The sequence below is a fragment of the Burkholderia sp. BE12 genome (assembly GCF_002959955.1).
Taxonomy (GTDB): domain Bacteria; phylum Pseudomonadota; class Gammaproteobacteria; order Burkholderiales; family Burkholderiaceae; genus Burkholderia.
In genome coordinates, this window is the sequence record NZ_PREY01000012.1 from 39,332 (window position 1) to 55,179 (window position 15,848).

The following is a 15,848-nucleotide window of genomic DNA, read 5'->3' on the forward strand; positions in this document are numbered from 1 at the left end:
GCCGCCGCCGAATCCGGCGACAGGTCAGCCGTCAGACACCGACCCCTTCGAGGATCTCGTCGTGCGACTCTCGCTCGTCGAGATACTGGGTCCGGTAACCGGTATTCACGCCCCAGAAGTAGAACACCAGCGCGATTGCCGCGACGACCAGCATGTCCCAGCCGTACGGCAGCACGCCGTGACCGCCGAACTCCTTGCTGCCGATCAGCGACAGCACGGCCATCGTCGGCAGGTACGCGACCAGCCACCATGCGGCCTTCAGGTCGGCGCCCCAGCCGGTCCAGCCCGACTTCGCCTGGAAGAAGAAGTACACCGGCAGCGCGACGATCATCAGCAGGATGATTTCGCCCGTCAGCGGCCACTTCGCCCAGTACAGGATCAGCGATGCGCACACGAACGCGAACGGTGCGATCAGCTTCATCAGCGGAATCGACAGCGGACGCTCGATGTCGGTCGCCGCACGGCGCAGCGCCATCAGGCTGATCGGGCCGGTCAGGTACGAGATCACCGTCGCGACCGAGATCACCGCCGCGAGCGAGCTCCAGCCGCGGAAGAAGAACAGGAAGACGAACGACACGAGCAGGTTGAACCACATCGCCTGGCGCGGCACGCCGTAGATCGGGTGCACGTTGCCGAACATCTTCGGCATCGTGTTGTTGCGCTCCATCGCGTAAATCATGCGGGTGGTCGTCGCCATGTAGGTCGTACCGGTGCCGCTCGGGCTGATGAACGCGTCGACATACAGCAGGATCGCGAGCCAGTTCAGGTTCAGCGCGATCGCGAGTTCCGCGAACGGCGACGAGAAGTTGAAGTGCGCCCAGCCCTTCGCGACGTCGGCCGGATTCACCGAACCGATATACGCCATTTGCAACAGCACGTAGATCACGAGCGCGAGCAGGATCGACGTGATCACCGCGAACGGCACGCTGCGCGACGGATTGCGCGCTTCACCGGCCAGATTCACCGGGCTCTGGAAGCCGTTGAACGCGAACACGATGCCGCTCGTCGCGACCGCGGTCAGCACGGCCGACCAGCCGTACGGCGCGAAGCTCGTATTCGACGCGGTGCCGAGGTTCTCCGAGTGGAAGCTCGTCAGCATCAGGCCGAGGATCGTCAAGCCGGGGATCAGGAACTTGAAGATCGTGATCGCGGTGTTCGCCCGCGCGAAGGCCTTGACGCCCCAGTAGTTCAGCATGAAGTAGATGACGACCAGCACGGCCGACAGCAGCAGGCCGAGGGTTTGCAATTCTCCGTTCACGAACAGCGCATGCGCCCACGGATACGGCCACGTGCTCATGTACTGGATCGACGCTTCGGCCTCGATCGGGATCACGGATACGATCGCGATCCAGTTGGCCCATGCGCTGATGAAACCCACCAGCGAACCGTGCGAGTAGCGCGCGTAGCGCACCATGCCGCCCGACTCGGGGAACATCGCGCCCAGTTCCGCATACGTCAGCGCAATCGCGAGAATCACGACCGCGCCGATGATCCATGCGCAGATCGCCGCCGGACCGGCGATCTTCGCGGCCTTCCAGGCACCGAACAGCCAGCCCGAGCCGATAATCGAACCCAGCCCCGTCAGCATCAATGCAAACGGGCCGATGTTCCGTTGAATAGAACTCTTCACATCCTCTCCTGTGTCTCAAAAAGCATGGTCGGCCTGCGGTCCGGGATCGGCTCGGACAGCACCGCGCACGCATTCTTGGGGGGGAGGGTCACCCGATCGGGGCAACCCGTCCACGCGGCGCGTAGTTTAACGGTTGCACCTCGAACGTGGCGCCAAAATCGATCGGCCCCTACAAAAAATTCGCATGGCTTGCAAGCTTTGTAAACCTGATCTCCGCAATAACCCTGAGAGCACGGGAATACGGTTGACCATCAGACGGATTAGCCGTATAAAGGACTTCGCAGGATTTCAAGTGGCGAGTGAATTGGTTCTTTCGTAGTTCGCCCATCAACGGTACTCCGGTTGGTCCTATTACCCCTTCCTTGATTTTCCGCACACCATGGGCTTCGGCCCCGTTTTATCTTTTTAGGAACAAGTAACATGGCAACCGGTACCGTCAAGTGGTTCAATGACGCAAAGGGCTTCGGCTTCATCACCCCGGAAGGCGGCGGCGACGATCTGTTCGCGCACTTCTCGGAAATCCGCGTCGAAGGCTTCAAGACGCTGCAAGAAAACCAGAAGGTTGAATTCGAAGTGAAGACGGGCCCGAAGGGTCTGCAAGCTGCGAACATCCGTCCGGTCTAAGCTTGGCGCGATCATTCGTGTAAAAAAGCCCCGCTTCGGCGGGGCTTTTTGTTTTTGGTGCCGGCCGTCCGGCATGGGGAGCGATAGCCGCCCCGCCATTCAGCCGAACAGTCGCTGCGCGTGAATACCGAGCCCCGTCGCGACACTCGCGAGGCGGTCGCCGAACACCGGCTGCGCATCCGGAAACGCGCCGGCGAGCGCGCTCGACAGGAACCCGAGCCCCGTCGAACCGCCGGTGAAATACAGCGCACCGACCTCGCGCGGCGCGACGCCCGCGAGCCGCACCGTCTCGCGCGCGGCGTCGACGATGCGCGCGGTATCGTCCCGACTCGCGTCGACGAGGCGATCCGCGTCGAACGCGATCAGCAGATCTTCTTCCACGTCGTTCAGGTCGATCATCGTCTCCCCGCCCGCCGCGACGCCGATCTTCGCTTCTTCCGCGCGCGCCATCAGCGCGTGCCCGAGCCGCTGCTCGACCACGCTCGTGAGCCGGTCGTACTGCCGCACATCCTGGTACAGGTGCTTCATCAGCTTCAGCTCGCCGACCCGCTTCGGCGTGTAGACGGTGTTGATCAGGTGCCAGGTCGCGAGATCGAAGTAGATCTTGTTCGGCAGTTCGCGTCCTTCCGGGTCGAGCGAACGGTAGCCGAATGCGGGCAGGATCGCCGCCAGCTCGACACGCCGGTCGTAGTCGGTGCCCGCGACGTGCACGCCGTGGTGCGCGAGCACGTCGTCCTTGCGCTCGAGCCGCGCCATCCGCTCCGGGCCGACGCGCACCAGCGAGAAGTCGGACGTGCCGCCGCCGATGTCGGCGACGAGCACCAGACGCTCGGCCGGCTGGCGCGATTCGTAGTCGAACGCGGCGGCGATCGGTTCGTACTGGAAATGCACGTCCGCGAAGCCGACCGATCGCGCGGCCGCCTCGAGCTGATCCTGGGCGAGGCGGTCGGCGCGCGGATCGTCGTCGACGAAGAACACCGGCCGGCCGAGCACCGCGCGGCCGATCGGCGCGCCCGCGCGCGCTTCGGCCTTGCGCTTCAGGTGCGTCAGGAAGCGCGCGATGATTTCGGTGTACGCGATCGCACTGCCGTCGCCCAGGTCGGTCGTCGTTTCCGCGAGCGGCGAGCCGAGAATGCTCTTCATCGAGCGCATCAGCCGGCCGTCGAAACCGTCGATATAGGAGGCCAGCGCCGCCCGGCCGTATTCGACCGTCTCTTCGTCGTTGTTGAAGAAGATCGCGGTGGGCAGCGTCAGGTGGTCGCCCTCGACGGGCGCGAGGCGCATGCCATCGCCGTCGGGCAGCGCCACGGCGGAATTGGACGTGCCGAAATCGATCGCGCAGTAAGTCATGGGAAATTGCCGCAGCAGGCCGGCGCGAAAACGGAAAGGACCGGCTTTTTAACATGAAGCCCGCGGGATCACAACCGGGGCCGGCCACCAGCGCCGCGCAACGGGCGCCGGCGGCAACGGCGCGCGGCGTGGCGCACCGGGAACATGCGCGGACAGGACGCGCGACGCAGCCTGCCCGCCCGCGGGGTCAGGCTGCCGCGTCGAAGCTCTTCTTCCACGCACCCGCGTAGACGACTTCGCCGATCGCATGGCGCGTACGCGGCGCCTTCTCGCGATCGCGCAGCACGGGATCGAGCTTGTCGACGTTCCCGTAGTGGCCGAGCGAGATGATCGACGCGATCGCAACGTCCGCCGGAATCGCGAACGCGTCGCGGAACGCCTTCGCGTCGAACCCGCTCATCTGGTGCGCGGCGAGGCCGAGCGCGTGCGCCTGCAGCACCAGCGACATCGCGGCGGCGCCGGCGTCGTACAGCGCGGTCGGCGCCGGCTCGCCCTTCGGCGTCAACGTGTGCGCGGTGACCGCGATCAGCACCGGCGCCGGCGCATTCCAGCCCTGATTGAACGGCACCAGCGTCGCGAACGCGCGCTTGAATGCATCTTCGTCCTGGGCGCGTTCGAATACGATGAAACGCCACGGCTGCGCGTTGTACGCGGACGGTGCCCAGCGCGCCGCTTCGAGCACCGCGTGGAGATCGCCGACGCTGACGGGTTCGTCCGAATACGCGCGCGGGCTCCAGCGGCCCGCGATCAGATCGTGAATCGAAACAGTGGTGGGAGCAGGTTTGACGGACATGCGGTTCCTCGCTGACATCGATGAAGGGGCGCGAACGCCCGGCGAACCGCAAGCATACCCGCTTGAGCGATTGCGCGCCCGATCCCGCCGCGCCATGCAAATCTCCTGGTGTGCAATGGCCGGCCGCAGCCTGTACGGCCGGCCGGGCCGCCGCGATCAGGCTGCCTGCGCGGCCGCGCGCGACGGTCCGCGGTTGATCCGCAGCACGATCAGCGCCCCGACGATGCACAAGCCGCCCGAGATCATCGACGCAATCGTATAGGTGCCGAGGCTCGCGCGCAGCAGCCCCGCGCCGAGCGCCGCGAACGCCGCGCCGAGCTGGTGGCCGGCGACGATCCAGCCGAACACGACCGGCGCCGCGGCCTTGCCGAACACGTCGGTCGCGAGCCGTACGGTGGGCGGCACGGTCGCGATCCAGTCGAGCCCGTAGAACATCGCGAACAGCGGCAGCCCGAAGAAATCGATCCCGAACGCATGCGGCAGATAGATCAGCGACAGCCCGCGCAGCCCGTAATACCAGAACAACAGCACGCGGTTGTCGTAACGGTCGGACAACCATCCCGACAGCGTCGTGCCGAACAGGTCGAACACGCCCATCGCCGCGAGCAGCGACGCGCCCTGTACTTCGGTCATCCCGTAGTCGCTGCACATCGCGATCAGGTGCGTGCCGACATAGCCGTTGGTGCTCGCGCCACAGATGAAGAAGCTGAAGAACAGCAGCCAGAAGTCGCGCGAGCGGCTCGCCATCAGCAGCGTGCGGAACGCGACCGCGAGCGGGTTCTCCTTCGTCGCATCGGGCGCGGACGGCGCATCGGCCGGCTCGCCGTACGGGCGCAACCGCACGTCGGCCGGCCGCTCGGGCAGCAGGAACGCGACGAGCGGAATCACGATCGCGGCCGCCACCGCGACGACCAGCACGACCGGCCGCCAGCCGTGGCGCTGCGCGATCGCCGCGAGCATCGGCAGGAACACGAGCTGGCCGGTGGCCGTGCTCGCGGTCAGGATCCCCATCACGAGGCCGCGCCGCGCATGGAACCAGCGCGTGACGAAGGTCGCGGACAGCGTCAGCGCGACGACGCCCGTCGAGCTGCCGACCATCAGGCCCCAGATCGCCACCATCTGCCAGCTCTGCGTCATCATCGACGACAGCGCGACGCCCGCGCTCATCGTCACGAGCGCGGTGAGGATCGTCGGCCGCAGCCCGAAGCGCTGCATCGCGGCGGCCGCGAAGGGGCCCGTCAGGCCGTACAGCGCGATGTTCACCGAAATCGCCAGCGAAATCGCCGCCCGGCTCCAGCCGAGCTCGCGTTCGAGCGGCACCATCAGCACGCTCGGCGTCGCGCGTGTGCCGGCCGCCGCCAGCAGGATCAGGAATACCACCGCCGCCGCGAGCCATCCGTAATGAAAGCGCCCGCTGATTCGTGTCACTGCCCAGTTCATCTTCGCGTTCTCCAGTTGGCGGCTCCGGCGCCATCGCGCCTGCCCCGCCCCGCCAGGCCACCTCCGCCGCACACCGCATCGGCTGACCCGGGCCGATGCTTGGCATTTTCCGTCGATCCGGCCGGCATTGTTACCGGTCGGTCACAAGTGTGTTGCGATCGTAGTTACCAGTCGGTAACATGTCAAGCAATTCACCACGTAGTCGAGGGTCATCATGTCGGGCATCGAGGTCGCCAAACCGCTGGCGCGACGCACGCGCCGGCAAATCGACGGCGCCACCGCGCAGGAGCACCTGCTGCGTGCCGCCGAGGAGCTGTTTTACAGGGAAGGCGTGCGAGCGGTCGGCGTCGAGGCCGTGGTGGAGCGCGCGGGCGTCAACAAGATGAGCCTGTATCGCCAGTTCTCGTCGAAGGACGAGCTGATCCTCGCGTATCTGGAACGGATGGACGCGTGCTTCTTCGAGCGGCTCGACACGAGCGCCGCGAAGCATCCGGGGCAGCCGAAGGCGCAGTTGATCCAGTACTTCGTCGATCTCGCCGAGCGTGCGACACAAAAGGACTATCGCGGCTGCCCGTTCGTCAACGTCGCCGCCGAATTCCCGGATGCGTCGCACCCGGCGCGCGAACGCGTCGCGCAGAACAAGGAGCAGTTGATGAAACGGCTCGTCGCGCTTTGCGAAGGCGCCGGTGCGCGACAGCCGAAGGCGCTGGCCGATGCGCTCGCGCTGGTGGTCGAAGGCATCTACGCGGCGAGCCAGACCTACCGGCACGGCGAAACGCCGATCGGCATTGCGCCCGCGCTCGTCACGCAGTTGATCGAAGCGGCCTGCGCGTGACGGGTCGCGCGCGTTCGTCCCCGGCGCGCCCGCTACAATGCGGCCCTCTTCGCCCTTTTTGCCCTTTTTGCCCTTTTTGCCCTTCCGCCCGACTGGTATCACGATGACCGACACCCGCCCCGACTCGCACGACGACATCCTCGCCGCCACGCGGCACTGGCTCGCGCGCGCGGTGATCGGGCTCAACCTGTGCCCGTTCGCGAAAAGCGTCTACGTGAAGGAACAGGTGCGCTACGCGATCAGCGAAGCGACGACGCTGGAAGACGCGCTCGCCGAACTCGAAACCGAGTTGCGCGCGCTGGAAGCAGCGGACCCGCAGCAGGTCGATACGACGCTCGTGATCTACCCGCACGCGTTCGCCGATTTCGTCGACTACAACGATGCGCTGTTCTTTGCCGAGCGGCTCGTGCGGCAATTGCGGCTCGACGGCGTGCTGCAGATCGCGAGCTTCCATCCGCGCTACCAATTCGAAGGCACCGAACCCGACGACATCGAGAACTACACGAACCGCGCACCCTATCCGATCCTGCACCTGCTGCGCGAGGACAGCATCGCGCGCGCGGTCGACGCGTTCCCGGACGCGTCCGCGATCTACGAAAAGAATCAGGAAACCCTACGCCGCCTCGGCCACGAAGGCTGGCGCGAATGGATGCGCCGGCCGGGCGACGACGTGTGACACGGCGTGCAACGGGGCGGCGCGGGCGCCATGCCCGCGCCGCCCACGCGCTCGCGCGTCAGCCTTCGGCCGGCTCGACGATGTCGTCGCCCGCGGCGGCGGCTTGCGCGACGAAGAAGCGCTCGTTCAGTTCGGCGAGCCCGAACATTTGGAGGATTTCGTTCAGCCGCTCGCCGGGCTTGCGGCGCGGCAGGTTCTTGTACTGCGCGATGATCAGCTCGTTCTTCATCGAATGCTCCCAGCCGACCAGCTCGGTCACGCTGACCTGGTAGCCGTGCGCCTCGAGCTGCAGGCAGCGCAGCACGTTGGTGATCTGGCTGCCGAATTCGCGCGTATGCAGCGGATGGCGCCACACCTCGGTCAGCGCATTCGCGAGCGACTTGCCCTTGTTCCTGCGCAGCACGCCCGCGACTTCCGCCTGGCAGCACGGCACCAGCACGATGTGCTGCGCGCGCTTCGCGAGCGCGAAGCGGATCGCGTCGTCGGTCGCCGTGTCGCACGCGTGCAGCGCGGTGACGACGTCGACCGTTTCGGGCAGTTGCGGCGACGTGATCGAATCGGCGACCGACAGGTTCAGGAACGACATGCCGCCGAACCCGAGCCGCGCGGCAAGCTCGGTCGAACGCGTGACGAGCTCCTCGCGCGTCTCGATGCCGTACACGTGCGACGCGAACGCCGGCGTGCCGTGCCCCGGCTGCTGCTTGAAGAACAGGTCGTACAGGATGAAGCCGAGATACGACTTGCCGGCGCCGTGATCGACGAGCGTCACCTGACCTTTGTCGGCCTGCACGCCGGCGAGCAGCGGCTCGACGAACTGGAACAGGTGATAGACCTGCTTCAGCTTGCGGCGGCTGTCCTGATTCAGCTTCCCGTCGCGGGTGAGGATGTGCAGTTCCTTCAGCAGCTCGACGGACTGCTCCGGACGGATTTCGTGGGTTTTGTTCGACATCGTGAAGCGCCGCCGGGCCACGGTCTGTCGACCACGGCCCGGCGGCGGGAATTCGTGAGGAATGGCGGTAGTTTACCGAAAATACGCGGTCAGGCCCGGGCGCCGAGCCGCCACAGCGACGTGACCTCGGCGCGACGCGCCGCATGCAGCGGATCGTCGGCGTCCGTCGACTTCGGATGCGCGGGGCGGATGTCGTCGCGGCCGAGCACGACGAGGCCGGCTTCGTCGATCCACTGCAGCAAGGTTTCGCGCGGCCGCAGGCCGAGATGCTCGGCGAAATCGGACAGGATCAGCCAGCCCTCGCCGCCCGGCTCCAGATGCGCGGCCAGCCCTGCGAGGAAACCGCGCAGCATGCGGCTGTCCGGGTCGTAGACCGCGTATTCGATCGGCGCGCTCGGCCGGGCCGGCACCCACGGCGGGTTGCAGACCACGAGCGGCGCGCGGCCGGGCGGAAACAGGTCGGCCTCGACGATATCGACCTGGCCCGCGTGCCCTAGCCGCGCGACGTTCTCACGCGCGCAAGCCAGCGCGCGCGGATCCTGGTCGGTCGCGACGATGCGCTCGACGCCGCGCGACGCGAGCACCGCCGCCAGCACGCCGGTGCCCGTGCCGATATCGAACGCGAGCGACGTCGCCGGCAGCGGCGCACGCGCGACGAGCTCCACGTATTCGCCGCGCACCGGCGAGAACACGCCGTAGTGCGGATGGATCGGCGCGCCGCCGAGCGCCGGGATCGGCACGCCCTTCTTGCGCCATTCATGGGCGCCGACGAGGCCGAGCAATTCGCGCAGCGACACGACCGACGGCGCGCCGCCGGGGCCGTACGCCTCCTCGCAGGCCGCCCGCACGTCGGGCGCGCGGCGCAGCGGGATCGTGTAATCGGCGTCGAGCGGGATCAGCAGCATGCCGAGCGTGCGGGCGCGCTGCGATTGCGCGAGACGATGCAGGTTGAACGCATCGACGCCGGCCGCGGCTTTCGCCTTCTTCGGCTTGCGTTCGACACGGCGCGCCATCGCCTGCACGAGCTGGCGCGCATTCTGGAAGTCACCCTGCCAGACGAGCGCGGTGCCTTCGCAGGCGAGGCGGTAGGCTGCGTCGGCGGTGAGACGGTCGTCGGCGGGCACCGCGCGCTTCGGCGGCGGCACGCCGGCTTCGGAGCGCCAGCGCACGGCATGATCGACGCCGTCGGCGTCGGTCCAGTGGAAAACGGGGGAATCGGTCACGCGAACTCGGTACGGTTGGCTTCAACGGCGGCGAGAATTCGCCGCGCGGACCACACCATACCGCGCTTTGCCCGACCCGGCAAAACGGGCGCCGCGACGGCCGCCCGCAAGTGTTCGTCGCGGCGCAACCGTCGATCAGGCGAGATCGACGGCTTCCGCAACGGGCGCGTCGCGCTTGACGGCAGCGATGCCGTTCTCGCGTGCCTGCACGCTGCTGTACGTCTCGCTCGTGCCGATGACCTGGTGGTTGGCCGCCTTCAGATTGAACATCGGCTCACCGTTGTGGGCGAGCTTGCGCTCGTAACGCTCGTCGAGCGGCGCATTTTCCCGCACGGATGCAATCCCGTTTCTCGCACCGCTTTTCTCCTCGTACCGCTCGCTCGCGAGGATGATCTCGCCGTTCGCCGACTTCAGGTGGAAGTAGTACTGACCGTTCGTGGCCTTCTTGAGCTCGAATTTTGCCGCCATGGATTTCCCCTAAAAGAATGTCCGACCCTCGGACATCGGCAAGTGTAAGGGGGCCCGTCGACGAAAGTCGACATTCCGCGGAGATAGGCGTTAAAGACTGTTAAATAGTAAATATTTCGACACATTTGGCCGATGTTGAATTTCGATCGGACGATCTAGCCGCCCCATCCCGGCAGGGTCGGCAGACGCAGCGTGCCCGCGTCGCTGAAGTGCACGGTGCCCAGCACGCTGCCGGCGAGCCGGCCGCGCAGCGCATACGGCAGCTCGCCGTTCGCGGCCGCGCCGGGCAGGTTCCACGCCTGCCGCGCGGCCGCGAAGGCCGATACCGAAACCGGCACGTCGAGCACGGCCTCGCCGAACCGCGGCACGGTGCCCGCCCGATCGCTGACGCCGCTCGCGAACGGCGTGCCGTTCAGGTCGAGCGCGACCGAGATGCCGTCGTAGTCGATCGGCGCATCGTTCGGGTTCTGCACGCGCAACTTCAGGCTGAAGCGCATCTCGAGGCCCTGCCCGACGAGCGGGTCGAGCCCGGCGACCGACACGCGCACCGGCTCGCGCGTGAGCCCCGCGCAACCACCCAGCACGAACATGGCGGCAAACAGCAGCAGCGCGGCGCGCAGCGGCGCGATACGGAACAGGGCTCGTGGCATGGGACAGTCTCCTCGCGGCAATCGGTGAACGGGATCGTCGATGCATTGTACCGACCGTGCCGCCCTTCACCGGATTTCGTAGTTTTCGCGGCGGCGCAAGATTGTTAATAGATTAAAACTACGAAATCGCCAGCTAAACGGAAAGCACATTAATGACTTTCAGAATTCAATGAAGCGCTCGGAATTCAATAGATGCTCTTTCTAAATTTTTCGTTTCCTTTACCCAAAACCATCAAGTATATTTACGCATCCTTGGAGCAAGCCGACAAACCTTGAAGCCGCATGACGGCGAATTTACGGGATGGCGACACGCTGTCCTTCCGTCCTGCGGACTGGCCCGGCCAGCCCCGTAGGTCGTCGGTTCAAAGGGATTGCGCGCCCGCGCCGGGCGTGCGGCCCCGTGTCGTGCGCGCGAAATCAATTCAGTACAACACGCGTGCGGCCATTTTGAACCGGCCAGTTAACCGACATCCGGAAATTCAGAGGGGGCAGTAAACCATGATTACCTTCACGTAGTCGGCCGCCGTCTTTTCGAATAATCCGTCATTGGCATTTTTTCGCTGTTGATTAAACGGCGAGGGGATTGCTTTTGCCGGCGTTTTCGCAGCACTGAACGATTCTTTCAACAATCGAGGATTCAGTCATGTCGATTCATATTCGCAAGATGCGTTATCTGCCGCTCGTCGCCGCACTCGCGCTCGCCGGGTGCGGCGGCGACGACGGCGGTGCGGGCTCCGCTTCCGCGCTCAGCTCCGCCGGCGCGCCGCACACGGGCTCGTCGCCCGCCGTCACCGCGCCGCCGAGCGCATCGAACGTCGACAAGAGCGTCCCGCCTGTCGAACTGCCGGACACCGTGGTGCCCGTGAACTACCGGCTGTGGTTCCGCCCGAACGAAGCGCTGAACGCGTTCGACGGCCGCGCCGACGTCGAGATCAAGGTGCTGAAGCCGGTCAACAACATCGTGATCGCCGGCCACCGGATCAAGTTCACCAACGGCCGCATCACGCTGCAGCCGGGCAACATCCAGCTGATCGCGACGCCGCAGGACAAGGGCGACTTCTATCAGTTGCGCCCCGTCGCCGGCACGATCGCGCCGGGCAACTATTCGCTGCACATGGAGTGGTCGGGCATCATCAACTTCAAGTCGTACGACGATCCGGCCACGCAAACGGGCGGCAGCTGCGGCGACGATCCGTATCCGGGCTGCTCGGCCGCGGAAGGCGTGTTCCGCGTCGACCTGAAGGGCACCGACGGCAAGACGAGCGGCGCGATCCTGACGCAGGGCGAAACCAACCTGTCGCGCCAGTGGTTCCCGGGCTGGGACGAGCCGGCGTTCCGCCCGACCTATGAAGTGACGGCCGAAGTGCCGCAAAGCTGGCGCGTCGTGTCGAACGCGGCCGAGAAGCCGTCGACCAACGTCGGCGGCGGCTACAAGCTCGTGCAGTTCGAGAAGACCCCGCCGATGCCGTCGTACCTGCTGTTCTTCGGCGGCGGCATGTTCGACACCTACGAGGACGACTTCACGAGCCCGCTGCCGGGCGGCAAGGGCGGCCTGCACCTGCGCGTGTTCACGCCGCCGGGCATGAGCGAGTGGGCGAAGCCGGCGATGGACCGCACCAAGCAGGCGCTCGACTTCTACTACCGCTACACGGGCATCGCGCTGCCGCTCACGAAGTTCGACACGGTGGCCGCGAACGACGCGTTCAAGGAGCAGAAGGACCTGAACTTCGGCGGGATGGAGAACTGGGGCTCGATCCTCGAGTTCGCCGACGACATCCTGCCGCAGCCGGGCCAGCCGATGTCGCACTACGGCAACGAAGTGCTGACGCACGAAGTGGCGCACCAGTGGTTCGGCGATCTCGTGACGACCGACTGGTGGGACAACGTGTGGCTCAACGAATCGTTCGCGACGTTCTTCGAGACGAAGACCACGATCCAGTTCTTCCCCGACGAATTCAGCTGGCTCGACCAGGTGAAGAACAAGTACCGCGTGATCAATCGTGACATCGGCCCGAACGCGTTCCCGGTCGCGCCGAACTTCAACGACTGGGCATCGAACGACTTCGTGCTGAGCGCCAGCGCGTTCACGTACGACAAGGGCGGCCACGTGCTGAAGACGCTCGAGAACTATCTCGGCGAGCAGACCCTGCGCAAGGGGCTGCAGCAGTACCTGGTCGACTACTCGTTCGGCAACGGGACGCCGAAGCGTCTGTGGGATGCGCTGTCGAAGGAAAGCGGCCAGGCGGTCGGCCCGATCGGCGACAGCTACGTGCGTCAGACCGGCGTGCCGCTGATCTCGCTCGACACGCAGTGCGACATGACGAAGAACCAGACGGTCGTCACGCTGAAACAGCAGCCGTTCCCGAACAAGAACGCGTATCCGGGCCTGCAGTGGACGGTGCCGATCACGCTCGCGTACGGCCAGGGGCTCGCGAAACGCACGACGCTCGCGCTGAAGGATACGCAGGCGCAGACGCGGATCGACGGCTGCACGGGCGTGGTCGCCGACCCGAGCGGTCTCGACTACTACGTCGTGAACTACAGCGACGCGGCCTGGAGCGGGCTGCTCACGCAGGTCAACGGCTCGACCGATCCGGTGCTGCTGGCGAACCTGAAGAGCGAAGCGGCGCTGCTCGTCGCGAACAACCTCGCGCCGGCCTCGCGCTCGACGTCGATCGGCTCGGTCGCTTCGCCGGCCGCGATGAAGCTGCGCCAGACGCCGACCTTCGGCGGCATCGAACCGGTGACGAAGGAACGCCCGGCACGGCAATACCAGGGCATCTTCAAGCCGCGCAAGGTAGTGACGCAGTAACGGTGCGGATCCGGCCGGCGCCGCGCCACCCGCGGCGCCGGCCGGCGTACCGGTTTCTCCGACCTGTTGACGGGCCTCGCACGCGAGGCCCTTTTTTCATGCCGTCCGGCGCGGGCGCGAAACGCGCTGCCGCGTCGATGCGATGCTCGAATGCCGCGCTAGCGATCGTCACGGCGCCGAAACGCCCACCACGCAGCCAGCGCGGTGAAACCCGCGACGAGCAGCACCATCAGCCAGAAGCCGTGCTTGTTCTCCGAGAACGGCACGCCGCCGACGTTCATCCCGAAGAAGCCCGCGACGATGTTGATCGGCAGCGCGATCACGGTGACGAGCGTCAGCGTGAACAGCGTCCGGTTGTTCTGCTCGTCCAGGCGCGAGCCGATCTCTTCCTGCAGCAGCTTGATGCGCTCGTTGAGTCCCGACAGATCGGCGAGCACCAGCGAGAATTCCTCGGTCGACTCGCGCAGCTCCTGCACGTCTTCCGTGTGCAGCCACGCGGGCGGCTTCGCGAGCAGCCGGAAGATCGAGCCGGGCTCCGGCGCGAGCATGCGCTGCAGGCGCGTCAGCGTGCGGCGCATCGCGCCGAGCTCGATGCGGCTCGACGTGAGCCGCTGCGACAGGAAGCGATCCTCGATGCGGTCGACATCGACGCTCGTGCGCCGCATGATCTGGATCAGCAGGTCGGCCTGGTCGCGCAGCAGGTGCACGAGCAGTTCCGCGGGCGAGCGGAATTGCTCGCCGTCGCGCACGCACGCGCGCAGCGTGTCGACGGAGCGCAGCGGCTTGAGCCGCGCGGTCACCATGATGCGCCGCTCGACGTGGACGAACAGCGTCGCGATCTCCGACGGCGTGAGCTCGAGATTGAACATCACGTCGTTGACGACGGCGCGCAACGCGCCGTCCTCCTGCTCGATGCGCGTCGAGCGCGAGCCTTCGTGCAGGAATTCGAAGAAGCTGTCGGGCAACCCGAGATGCGTGCGCATCCAGCGTTCGCTCGCGCCATGCGCGAGATTGAAATGCAGCCAGACGAAATCGCCCGATGCGGCCGCGCCGTGCTCGCGGCACGTGCGCAACCACGCGGCGGCCGCGTCGGCATCGAGCATCGCGCCGGCGCCGCCCGGAACGAAGCGGAATCCGCACACCATGCCGGACGTATCGGCGCCGTAAGTCTGTACGATCAGATCCATCGTGTCGAAGGTCGTGCGGCGCGCGGCGCGCGGCACGCCGCACATCGCGGGTCGCGGGCCCGCGCCGGGAAAGATAGGAAACGTATGCCCGACGGGCGTGACGCGCTCGTGACAGTGTCACGCGGCATCCTACCGGCAGCCGCTCCTTGCCCCGAAAACAACGCGCCGCCCATTGGGCGGCGCTGACGGGAAAGACATCGCGGCGTGCGCGGCACGCGTTACTGCCGCGTCTCCGACTGCGCGGCGCTCGGGCACGCGGGATCCTTGCCCCAGTGGCCGTCGCACACGCGCCAGCGGCACAGCTGATCCTCGAAGAAACCGCGCTCCGAACACTCCTTCACGCGCGACGCCAGCGAGCCGCCGGTCGCCGCCGCCGTCTTGGTCGGCACGGCCTGCCCCTTCTGCGCGGCGAGTTTCTTGTCGGCCGGCTTCGTGCGCGCGACGAGCGCGGCGAGCAGATCGGCATCCGGATCGTCCTTGCCGCCCGCCTTCGCGGTTCGGGTCGGCGTCGCGTCGCGGCGCTTCTTCGCCTGCGCGAGCTCGGCCTGCTGTTCCTTGCGATGCTTGCGGGCTTCGGCCTTCGTGTCGGCCTTCGCCTCGGCTTTCGTGTCGGCCTTGCCGTGCGCGGCGACCTTCGTGCTCTTCGACGCGTCGGCCTTCGCCGTCTTGGCCGTCGCCGCCGCGGCGGCCGCCGCCGTTGCGGCTGCGCCGGCCGTGGCCGCGCCCGATGCGTCGTCGGCGCCGTTGGCAAGCGCGCGCGACAGGCGGCTGTTGTCCGCGGCAGACGCGGCCGAAGCCGATGCAACGGCCTGGGACGCCGAATCGTCGTTGACGATCGTGGCCGGTTGCACGGCCGACGCGGCGGATGCGCCGTTCTGCGCGACCTGTACGGCGGCGCCGCTGGCCGGTGCGGCCTTGTCCGGCGCAGCCGCCGCGGGTGCGGGCGCAGCCGCGACGACCGCGGGCCGTTCGCCCGACGACTGCTGCATGCGCCATGCGCCCCAGCCGCCGACGGCCACGACCAACGCCACCACGGCGGCGATCGGCGCCTTCAGCGAACGGCGCGGCGGCTCGGCGGGCGGCGTGACACGCCCTTCCAGATCCGCGAGAATGCGCGACTGCCGAGGTCCTCCCTCGCCTGCCGGTTTAGTATCGGACAGCAGGCTGGGCGGAGTTTTCGAATTTGAATTTTCCGGCGCACTCATTCAGCG

The 15,848-nt window shown here is 66.7% G+C and carries 14 protein-coding genes; 4 read left to right on the forward strand and 10 right to left on the reverse strand.

The window, feature by feature from the left end; all coding sequences use genetic code 11:
- Positions 1 to 31 precede the first annotated feature (31 nt).
- A complete protein-coding gene (locus tag C4B30_RS15410) occupies positions 32 to 1,630 on the reverse strand; it encodes an APC family permease (protein WP_027783409.1) in 1,599 nt (532 codons plus the stop codon).
- Between the two features lie 420 nt (positions 1,631 to 2,050).
- Between C4B30_RS15410 and C4B30_RS15420 the strand changes: the two genes are divergently transcribed.
- Positions 2,051 to 2,254 carry a cold-shock protein gene (locus C4B30_RS15420; protein WP_006477070.1) on the forward strand — a complete coding sequence of 68 codons (204 nt, stop codon included), beginning with the start codon at positions 2,051 to 2,053 and terminating at the stop codon, positions 2,252 to 2,254.
- A gap of 99 nt (positions 2,255 to 2,353) precedes the next feature.
- Here C4B30_RS15420 and C4B30_RS15425 read toward each other — a convergent pair whose 3' ends face one another.
- From C4B30_RS15425 to C4B30_RS15435, 3 genes are all read right to left on the reverse strand, one after another.
- Positions 2,354 to 3,604 (reverse strand): Hsp70 family protein, encoded by a 1,251-nt coding sequence (locus C4B30_RS15425; RefSeq protein WP_027783408.1) that lies wholly within the window; start codon positions 3,602 to 3,604, stop codon positions 2,354 to 2,356.
- A 187-nt stretch (positions 3,605 to 3,791) separates the two neighbouring features.
- Positions 3,792 to 4,397: a nitroreductase family protein gene (locus C4B30_RS15430; protein ID WP_027783407.1), complete on the reverse strand. Its 606-nt coding sequence runs from the start codon at positions 4,395 to 4,397 to the stop codon at positions 3,792 to 3,794.
- Positions 4,398 to 4,553: 156 nt separating this feature from the next.
- Positions 4,554 to 5,837, reverse strand: a complete 1,284-nt coding sequence (locus C4B30_RS15435) for an MFS transporter (RefSeq protein WP_105132667.1) — start codon at positions 5,835 to 5,837, stop codon at positions 4,554 to 4,556.
- Positions 5,838 to 6,051: 214 nt separating this feature from the next.
- On the opposite strand from C4B30_RS15435, the gene C4B30_RS15440 reads away from it, so the two are divergent.
- Entirely contained in the window at positions 6,052 to 6,672 is a 621-nt protein-coding gene (locus C4B30_RS15440; RefSeq protein WP_027783405.1) for a TetR/AcrR family transcriptional regulator, read from the forward strand.
- A 103-nt stretch (positions 6,673 to 6,775) separates the two neighbouring features.
- Positions 6,776 to 7,348 (forward strand): DUF1415 domain-containing protein, encoded by a 573-nt coding sequence (locus C4B30_RS15445; RefSeq protein ID WP_027783404.1) that lies wholly within the window; start codon positions 6,776 to 6,778, stop codon positions 7,346 to 7,348.
- A 58-nt stretch (positions 7,349 to 7,406) separates the two neighbouring features.
- Here C4B30_RS15445 and C4B30_RS15450 read toward each other — a convergent pair whose 3' ends face one another.
- The 4 genes from C4B30_RS15450 to C4B30_RS15465 form a co-directional block, all read right to left on the reverse strand.
- Positions 7,407 to 8,297: a class I SAM-dependent methyltransferase gene (locus C4B30_RS15450; protein WP_027783403.1), complete on the reverse strand. Its 891-nt coding sequence runs from the start codon at positions 8,295 to 8,297 to the stop codon at positions 7,407 to 7,409.
- A gap of 89 nt (positions 8,298 to 8,386) precedes the next feature.
- Positions 8,387 to 9,520: a methyltransferase gene (locus tag C4B30_RS15455; RefSeq protein WP_027783402.1), complete on the reverse strand. Its 1,134-nt coding sequence runs from the start codon at positions 9,518 to 9,520 to the stop codon at positions 8,387 to 8,389.
- 135 nt (positions 9,521 to 9,655) lie between these two features.
- Positions 9,656 to 9,988 (reverse strand): YegP family protein, encoded by a 333-nt coding sequence (locus tag C4B30_RS15460; RefSeq protein WP_027783401.1) that lies wholly within the window; start codon positions 9,986 to 9,988, stop codon positions 9,656 to 9,658.
- A 155-nt stretch (positions 9,989 to 10,143) separates the two neighbouring features.
- The gene (locus tag C4B30_RS15465) at positions 10,144 to 10,638 is read right to left on the reverse strand and encodes an LEA type 2 family protein (protein WP_027783400.1); all 495 of its coding nucleotides are present in this window, start codon (positions 10,636 to 10,638) and stop codon (positions 10,144 to 10,146) included.
- A 643-nt stretch (positions 10,639 to 11,281) separates the two neighbouring features.
- Between C4B30_RS15465 and C4B30_RS15475 the strand changes: the two genes are divergently transcribed.
- Positions 11,282 to 13,450 (forward strand): M1 family metallopeptidase, encoded by a 2,169-nt coding sequence (locus C4B30_RS15475; RefSeq protein ID WP_027783399.1) that lies wholly within the window; start codon positions 11,282 to 11,284, stop codon positions 13,448 to 13,450.
- A 158-nt stretch (positions 13,451 to 13,608) separates the two neighbouring features.
- On the opposite strand, the gene C4B30_RS15480 is transcribed toward C4B30_RS15475, so the two are convergent.
- Positions 13,609 to 14,637 (reverse strand): transporter, encoded by a 1,029-nt coding sequence (locus tag C4B30_RS15480; RefSeq protein ID WP_027783398.1) that lies wholly within the window; start codon positions 14,635 to 14,637, stop codon positions 13,609 to 13,611.
- Positions 14,638 to 14,855: 218 nt separating this feature from the next.
- Positions 14,856 to 15,842, reverse strand: coding sequence for a hypothetical protein (locus C4B30_RS15485; RefSeq protein ID WP_027783397.1), 987 nt, complete (start codon positions 15,840 to 15,842; stop codon positions 14,856 to 14,858).
- Positions 15,843 to 15,848: the final 6 nt, after the last annotated feature.